Origin of the sequence: Mesorhizobium sp., from assembly GCF_005063415.1 — a bacterium.
Classification (GTDB): Bacteria; Pseudomonadota; Alphaproteobacteria; order Rhizobiales; family Rhizobiaceae; genus Mesorhizobium.
In genome coordinates, this window is sequence record NZ_SUEG01000233.1 from 1 (window position 1) to 4,970 (window position 4,970).

Annotated in this window: 5 protein-coding genes; all 5 read left to right on the top strand. The window is 62.2% G+C overall.

Annotation, left to right across the window (positions count from 1 at the left end):
• The coding region (locus E5W70_RS30635) for an aldehyde dehydrogenase family protein (protein WP_292665003.1) at nt 1–599 on the top strand (599 nt) is incomplete at its 5' end.
• A 59-nt stretch (nt 600–658) separates the two neighbouring features.
• The gene (locus E5W70_RS30640; RefSeq protein ID WP_292665004.1) at nt 659–1,912 is read left to right on the top strand and encodes an ABC transporter substrate-binding protein; all 1,254 of its coding nucleotides are present in this window, start codon (nt 659–661) and stop codon (nt 1,910–1,912) included.
• Nucleotides 1,913–2,055: 143 nt separating this feature from the next.
• The gene (locus E5W70_RS30645; protein ID WP_292665005.1) at nt 2,056–3,015 is read left to right on the top strand and encodes a sugar ABC transporter permease; all 960 of its coding nucleotides are present in this window, start codon (nt 2,056–2,058) and stop codon (nt 3,013–3,015) included.
• Entirely contained in the window at nt 3,012–3,956 is a 945-nt protein-coding gene (locus tag E5W70_RS30650; protein WP_292665006.1) for a carbohydrate ABC transporter permease, read from the top strand. The genes E5W70_RS30645 and E5W70_RS30650 overlap by 4 nt, the downstream gene beginning before the upstream one ends.
• A gap of 4 nt (nt 3,957–3,960) precedes the next feature.
• A partial coding sequence (locus E5W70_RS30655) for an ABC transporter ATP-binding protein (protein WP_292665007.1) occupies nt 3,961–4,970 on the top strand: 1,010 nt, incomplete at its 3' end.

The window sequence follows — 4,970 nt, forward strand, 5'->3', positions numbered from 1 at the left end:
GGCTAATCGTTCATGAGGCGATCGCCGACGAGTTCCTCGGCGCCGTCAAAGCACTCACCACCAAGGTGACTGTCGGCGATCCGCTCGACGACCGCACCAAGGTCGGCGCGATGATCTCCGCCGACCATGTGACCAAGGTCACCGGCTACGTGACGGCTGCGGAAAACGACGGCAGCCGGATCTATTGCGGCGGCAAGCAGCTTGCTTCGAGCGCCGGCCAGTATCTTGATCCGACCATCATTCGCGACGTCACCGAAGACATGGCCATTGCGCGCGAGGAAGTGTTCGGTCCGGTGCTCTCGGTGCTGACTTTTGGATCGATTGAAAGGGCGTTGCACATCGCCAACAACACGCCCTATGGTCTATCGGCGGGCGTCTGGAGCGCCAGCATCGATACCTGCATGTCGGTGGCGCGAAATATGCGTTCGGGAACCGTTTGGGTGAACACGTTCATGGAGGGTTATCCCGAACTGCCTTTCGGCGGTTACAAGCAGTCCGGTCTCGGACGCGAACTCGGCAAGCGCGCCGTCGAGGACTATACAGAAGAAAAGACAATCCAGTTTCATCGCGGCCAGCGCACCGGATGGTGGGTCGGCTGAGTTGGGAAGAACCCGGCGGGCATCCGCCGGTCGTGCAAGGTCAACAAGGGAGGAAGTACATGTTGCGCAAACTGCTTATCGGGACGGCTCTCGCATCGGGCGTTGCGTTCGCGGCCCATGCCGAGGACGTCAAGGAAGTCCAGATGCTGCATTGGTGGACGTCGGGCGGCGAAGCCGCCGCTTTGAACGTGCTCAAGCAGGATCTGGCCAAGGAAGGCTTTGCCTGGAAGGACGTGCCGGTGGCCGGCGGCGGCGGCGACGCCGCCATGACCGCGCTGAAGGCGATGGTGGCGGCGGGCAACTACCCGACTGCTTCGCAGATGCTTGGCTATACCGTGCTCGACTACGCCGCAGCCGGCGTCATGGGCGACCTGACCGAGACGGCGAAGAAGGAAGGCTGGGACAAATCCGTTCCCGCGGCCCTGCAGAAATTCTCGGTCTATGACGGCAAGTGGGTCGCGGCCCCGGTCAACGTCCACTCGGTCAACTGGCTGTGGATCAACAAGGCGGTGATGGACAAGATCGGCGGCACCGAGCCCAAGACCTTCGACGACTTCATCGCGTTGCTCGACAAGGCCAAGGCGGCGGGCGTCATCCCGCTGGCGCTGGGCGGCCAGAACTGGCAGGAAGCGACAATGTTCGACTCGGTCGTGCTGTCGACCGGCGGGCCTGAGTTCTACAAGAAGGCCTTCAACGACCTCGACGAGGAGTCGCTGAAGTCCGACACGATGAAGAAGTCGTTCGACAACCTCGCCAAGCTCGTCACCTATGTCGACCCGAACTTCTCGGGCCGGGACTGGAATCTCGCCACCGCCATGGTCATCAAGGGCGATGCGCTGGTGCAGGTCATGGGCGACTGGGCCAAGGGCGAATTCAACGCCGCCAAGAAGGTCCCGGGCACCGACTTCCTGTGCTACCGCTTCCCCGGCACCGACGGCAGCGTCGTCTACAACTCCGACATGTTCGGCATGTTCAACGTTCCGGAGGACCGCAAGGCCGCCCAGATCGCCTTGGCCACCGCCACGCTGTCGAAGAGCTTCCAGTCGGCCTTCAACGTCGTCAAAGGCTCTGTTCCGGCCCGCACCGACGTGCCGGATACCGATTTCGACGCTTGCGGCAAGAAGGGCATGGCCGACCTGAAGGCCGCCAATGAAGGCGGCACGCTGTTCGGTTCGCTGGCGCAGGGCTATGGCGCGCCGCCGGCGGTTGCCAACGCCTACAAGGATGTCGTCTCCAAATTCGTCCACGGCCAGATCAAGACCTCGGACGAGGCCGTGACCCAACTGGTCAGCGCGATCGAAGACGCCAAGTAAGCGCCCGCCAATGTGAATGATCTCCCCGGCGCAAGCCGGGGAGAGTCCTCTGCGGTGGGGTTTCCTATTGCGCCGACCGGCACGCTTTCGTGCCGGAGAGGCCGCGACAGCAGAATTCCGGACCCGCTATACGGAATGGACAGATGAGCACAGTTGCTGAAACCAGTATCACGCTGACGCCGGAGCACGGTGCCCGTCCAGGTGCCACGGTGCGCTCGCGCCTTCAGGACGCGCTGCCGAAGCTCGTGCTGGCGCCGAGCTTCGCCGCCACCGTCGTCTTCGTCTACGGCTTCATCCTGTGGACGATCTATCTGTCTTTCACCAACTCCAAGACCTTTCCGTCCTATGCGATCACCGGGCCACGAGCCTATCAGCGGCTATGGCGCTGGACCTTCGAAAGCGATCCGCCGTCCAGCTGGTACACGTCGATCACCAATATGGGGATTTTCGGCTTCCTCTATATTTCCATCTGTCTTGCGCTCGGCCTGTTCCTGGCGATCCTGCTCGACCAGAAGATCCGTGGCGAAGGCATGTTGCGGCCGATCTATCTCTACCCGATGGCACTGTCCTTCATAGTCACCGGCGTTGCGTGGAAATGGTTCCTCGACCCCGGCCTCGGCCTCGAGCAGACGCTGCATCAATGGGGCTGGACGAGCTTCCATTTCGACTGGATCAAGAACAAGGATTTCGTTATCTACACGGTGGTCATCGCCGGCGTCTGGCAGGCGTCGGGCTTCATCATGGCGATGTTCCTGGCCGGCCTGCGCGGCATCGACGGCGAGATCCTGAAGGCGGCGCAGATCGACGGCGCCACCACCTTCCAGCTCTACCGCCGCATCGTTATCCCGCTGCTGCGGCCGATCTTCCTTTCGGCCTTGATCGTGCTCGCGCACCTCGCCATCAAATCCTACGATTTGGTGGTGGCGCTGACCAGCGGCGGGCCGGGCGGTTCGGCCTGGCTGCCGTCCAATTTCATGTATGAGTACACCTTCAAGCGCAACGAGATGGCCGTCGGCTCGGCCAGCGCCGTGATCATGCTGATGACCATCACCGCGATCATCGTTCCCTATCTCTATTCCGAGCTTCGGGAGAAGCCGCGATGAGCGCCACAGCCACTCCTGCTCGCCAGAGCACTGGCGGTATCAGCGCCAGGACGGTCAACCGTATCGTCATTTACGGGCTGCTGGCGCTGTTCGCGCTGTTCTACCTGATGCCGCTGTTCGTCATGCTGGTCACCTCGTTCAAGACCATGGACGAGATACAGAACGGCAACATGCTGGCGCTGCCGCAGGCGCCGACCTTCGCACCCTGGATAAGGGCGTGGAGCGAAGTCTGCTCGGGTCTCACCTGCGTCGGCATGAAGGGCTATTTCTGGAACTCGATCAAGATGGTGGTTCCGGCCGTCATCATCTCGACCCTGCTCGGCGCACTCAACGGCTATGTGCTGACGAAGTGGCGCTTTCGCGGGGCGACGCTGGTGTTCGGGCTGATGCTGTTTGCCTGCTTTATCCCGTTCCAGTCGGTCCTCTTGCCGATGGCAACGATCCTCGGCAGCCTCGGCCGGTTCGGCGTCAAGCTGCAGAACGTGACCGGCCTCACCTTCGGCTTCGGCAATCCGACGGTGAACCTGGTGTTCGTTCACGTCGTCTACGGCATCGGCTTCACCACCCTGTTCTTCCGCAATTATTACGAAGCGTTTCCGAACGAGCTGGTTAAGGCGGCTCAGATCGACGGCGCCAGCTTCTTCCAGATCTTCCGGCGTATCATGCTGCCCAACTCGCTGCCGATCATCGTGGTGACGGTGATCTACCAGTTCACCAACATCTGGAACGACTTCCTCTTCGCTTCCGCCTATGCCGGCTCCGGCGACGTGATGCCGATGACGGTGGCGCTGAACAACGTCGTCAACACCTCGACCGGCGTCGTCGAATACAACGTCAACGTGGCGGCGGCGATGATTGCCGCGCTGCCGACGCTCCTCGTCTATGTGCTCGCCGGCCGCTATTTCGTGCGCGGCCTGATGGCCGGCGCCGTCAAAGGATAATCGCATGGCTTTTCTGGAAATTGACGGGCTGAAGAAGCGTTTCGGAGCGGTCGAGATCCTGAAAGGCATCGACCTCGACCTGGAAAAGGGCGGCTTCCTCGTGCTGGTCGGGCCTTCCGGTTGCGGCAAGTCCACGCTGCTCAACACCATTGCCGGCCTGGAGACCATCACCGAAGGCGAAATCCGCGTCGACGGACGCACGATCAACGATCTCCACCCCTCCAAGCGCGACATTGCCATGGTGTTCCAGAGCTACGCGCTCTATCCGAACATGACGGTGGCCGGGAATATTGCCTTCGGCATGGAGATGCGCGGCGTGCCGGCCGGCGAGCGCCAGAAGGCGATCGACAAGGTGGCGAAGGTCCTGCAGATCGGCCATTTGCTGAAGCGCAAGCCAAGCCAGCTTTCCGGCGGCCAGCGCCAGCGCGTCGCCATGGGCCGGGCGCTGGTGCGCGATCCCAAGCTGTTCCTGTTCGACGAGCCTTTGTCCAATCTCGATGCCAAGCTGCGCGTCGACATGCGCATCGAGATCAAGCGCCTGCACGCCACCACCGGCACCACCATCGTCTACGTCACGCACGACCAGATCGAGGCGATGACGCTGGCCACCAAGATCGCGGTGATGCGCGACGGCGAGGTGCAGCAGTTCGGCACGCCGGCCGAAATCTATAACAATCCGACCAACCTGTTTGTTGCCGACTTCATGGGCTCGCCGGCGATGAACCTGATCCCGGCGACGATCGGCAGCAACGGTAGCGGCTTCTCCGTCGTCATGGAGCGCCAGCCGATTTCGCTGCCGCTGGCCAATGCGCCGGTCGGTCTTTCGGCATTCCAGGGCAAACCGATCATCTTCGGCGTCCGCCCGGAAGCACTGACCGATCCCGAGGGTGCCGAACGCAACGCCTCGAACATCGCCCGCGCCGACTGTCACATCGAGGTCATCGAGCCGGCCGGCTCGGATACTTTCGCGGTCACCAATCTCGGCGGCAAGGCGATCGTGGCGCCGCCTATGCC